Annotated in this window: 3 protein-coding genes; all 3 read right to left on the bottom strand. The window is 49.4% G+C overall.

Annotated features, from left to right (window positions below; translation table 11 throughout):
- Window positions 1-751: bifunctional 5,10-methylenetetrahydrofolate dehydrogenase/5,10-methenyltetrahydrofolate cyclohydrolase (locus OEM52_14795; protein MDK9701401.1), on the bottom strand; the 751-nt coding region annotated here is incomplete at its 3' end.
- Window positions 736-1716, bottom strand: a complete 981-nt coding sequence (locus tag OEM52_14790; protein ID MDK9701400.1) for a glycosyltransferase — start codon at window positions 1714-1716, stop codon at window positions 736-738. The genes OEM52_14790 and OEM52_14795, both read right to left, overlap by 16 nt.
- A 29-nt stretch (window positions 1717-1745) precedes the next feature.
- Window positions 1746-2627 (bottom strand): glycosyltransferase (locus OEM52_14785; GenBank protein ID MDK9701399.1); only part of this gene is annotated, 882 nt, incomplete at its 5' end.

The raw sequence follows: 2627 nt of genomic DNA, 5'->3' as shown, positions 1-2627 counted from the left end.
CATTTTTAGTGTCCCCGGTCAACTTGTAGCCTTTTGAATTACTGTCTGGAACACGGTTAACCCCGACATCAACCACCCAAGACCCCGGTTTGCAATGGCTTGTAGGAAGAAACTCGGGTACTCCAATTGCGGCAACCACACCATCAGCGATGGACAAAAGCTGGCGCAGGTTCGGTGTTTTGCTGTGAGCAATGGTAACTGTCGCATCAATTCCTTTTAACGATAAAAGGATCGAAAGGGGTCGCCCGACTATTTGTGAGCGACCAATGATAACTATGTGTTTCCCCGAAATTGGCGCACCATAGAACTCCAAGAGTGAAAGAATACCCGCCGGAGTACAGGGAAGCATGTGCGACTCCCCCAACACGAGGCGACCGATATTAACGGCAGTTAAGCAATCGGCATCTTTGTTGGGGTCAATGCAATCCAACAACTTCCGCTCGGGAAGATGCTTTGGGAGGGGTAGTTGGACGATGAATCCATGGATTTCGGGATCGCGATTCAACTGGTGGATAGCTGACGTTACATCTTGCTCGGTTGCATTTTCCGGGAGTTTGATAGTTTTCGAGGCAATACCGAATTTCTCGCAGGCTTTCCCCTTCATTCGGACATAGACTTCCGATGCTGGGTTATTCCCGACGAGCAATAGCCCTAAGCCGGGGATTACACCACGTTGCTTGAGTTTTCCGACACTGTCGACAATGCGTTCATAGACTGAGTCGGCAACAGGTTGTCCTAACCAAGTGACCATCCGGCATCCTCCTCGGTGATTTTACCAGTTGTTATATATCGGTGAAATCCGTTCATCGTTCCGATAAAACAGAGCAAAGGTATAAGTGTTCGTCCCGTCCACCAAAACTGACCCCGCTCAGCAATCTTCGACCATATCGGAAGAGAAAACAATTTAAGACATTTGAAAAGCAGCGGATGCTTTGTTCGGTAGGGTGGATTCTCCTCGAACAGCCAATTGAGCCTGGCGGCTCGAAAAATCGTAGTATCGTGCTTAAGAATCCGGGGGATCCCTTGTGCCGCATACTTTTCTTTCACATCTACGAGTTCCCGGATTGTTCGAGGGTGATTGTGATAATAGAGCGCGGTCGGCACTACCCGCAGCTTAGTGCCAAAGACTGCCAACCGAATCCCTAAATCGATATCCTCCCCACTCCGTCCGGCAAATGCTTCATCAAACCCATTGGCTTGTTGAAACGAAGTTCGATGGATGAGGAAGGCGATACTTTGGAGGTGATAGCCGTGAATGGTGGTGTTACCAGTTGTCTGAGCACGATAGGCAGGGCTGCGCAAGACTTCATAGCGGCGGGCTGGGCAGACCGCTTCCGGATGCGGCAATACCGCAGTTGTTAAAACAGTGTCCCGTTCGCGGTGTTGCCATAGCTGCGCGACAAAATCTTTATCGAGTTCACCATCGCCATCGAGGAACAGGAACCATTCAGCGTTGGCAATTGCTGCTCCGCGATTACGGGCAGCGGCACGATTCCGTTTCCCGGTATTGTTCTCAGCATTCTGCAACGGCAATTTTGATGAGAATGACTGTAACTGCGTAAGGGTATAGTCGGTGGAGAGGTCGTCGGTATAGATAATTTCTGTTGCGTCGGGCAAAAAGGATTGGGCTTGAATCGATGTGAGTAACCGGAGAATCTTAGCTGCTTGGTTGCAGCCGAGGATGATGATGGACAGTTCCGGTTTGGTTTGATTCATGGTTCGGTGAAGTTTCCTGATTCGATGAATCATAACCCTACTTTGTTAATGCGTGGAGCGGTTACTTTCTGTAAGGGAACCGGCAACTCACTGCATAATCGCTCGCGGATGAGATAGTCGTAGAGCTGGCGAAGGACAACGGTTACCTCATGATACTTTTCTACGAATGCCCGCCCAGCAATCGCCCGTTCCCTTCGATAAGATTCCTCGACTATCAACCGTTCGATTGCTTGGACAATTGTTTGCTCGTTAGCGTTGACAAAGGGGTGATCGGGGAGAAACGTTTCATACTCGGGACGCATATAGGTTATAACGGGAACTCCCATCGCCAGAAACTCGAGGGAGGACATGCCATAACCCCAACCGCCTAAATCGGTTAACTGATCGACCGCAATGTCACAGGATGCTTTCAACTGCAATACTTGCTCGTGTGGCATATTCTCCATCAGGACCAACTCGACCGCCAACCCTTTCTTCTGCAATAATTCGACTGCTGCGATCACCGCTGCAGTTCCTTTCAACTTCCGGCTGCGAGCGGCGTGACCGATCCGAAGCGGGGTTCGAGGTTTGGAGCTCGGAACTCGGAACTCGGGATTCGGGAATAGCGATAAATCGATGGGAAGAAATATATACTCGAGCTGAGGATGAATTGTGAGTAAATCGAGCTCGCTGGTCAACCGTAAGTGGCACGTCTCGTCTACCGGTTTAATGATCCCACGATTCCGAACATCAGTCCCATGATAGAACGCGATAACCCCTTTCCCCTGTCGTTTCAACTCTTTAACCCACCGAGCATCGCGATAGAATTCCATTCCCATTTCAAATTGATAGATATCGAATTCATCTAAAGAGTATTTTTTCCTCGCATTGCTGATGAGTGGAGTCCAAATCATTTCGCGCAAGTGAAAAAC

This window comes from bacterium (genome assembly GCA_030247525.1).
GTDB lineage: Bacteria > Electryoneota > JAOADG01 > JAOADG01 > JAOADG01 > JAOTSC01.
This window is presented reverse-complemented; position numbering and strand designations above follow the sequence as displayed.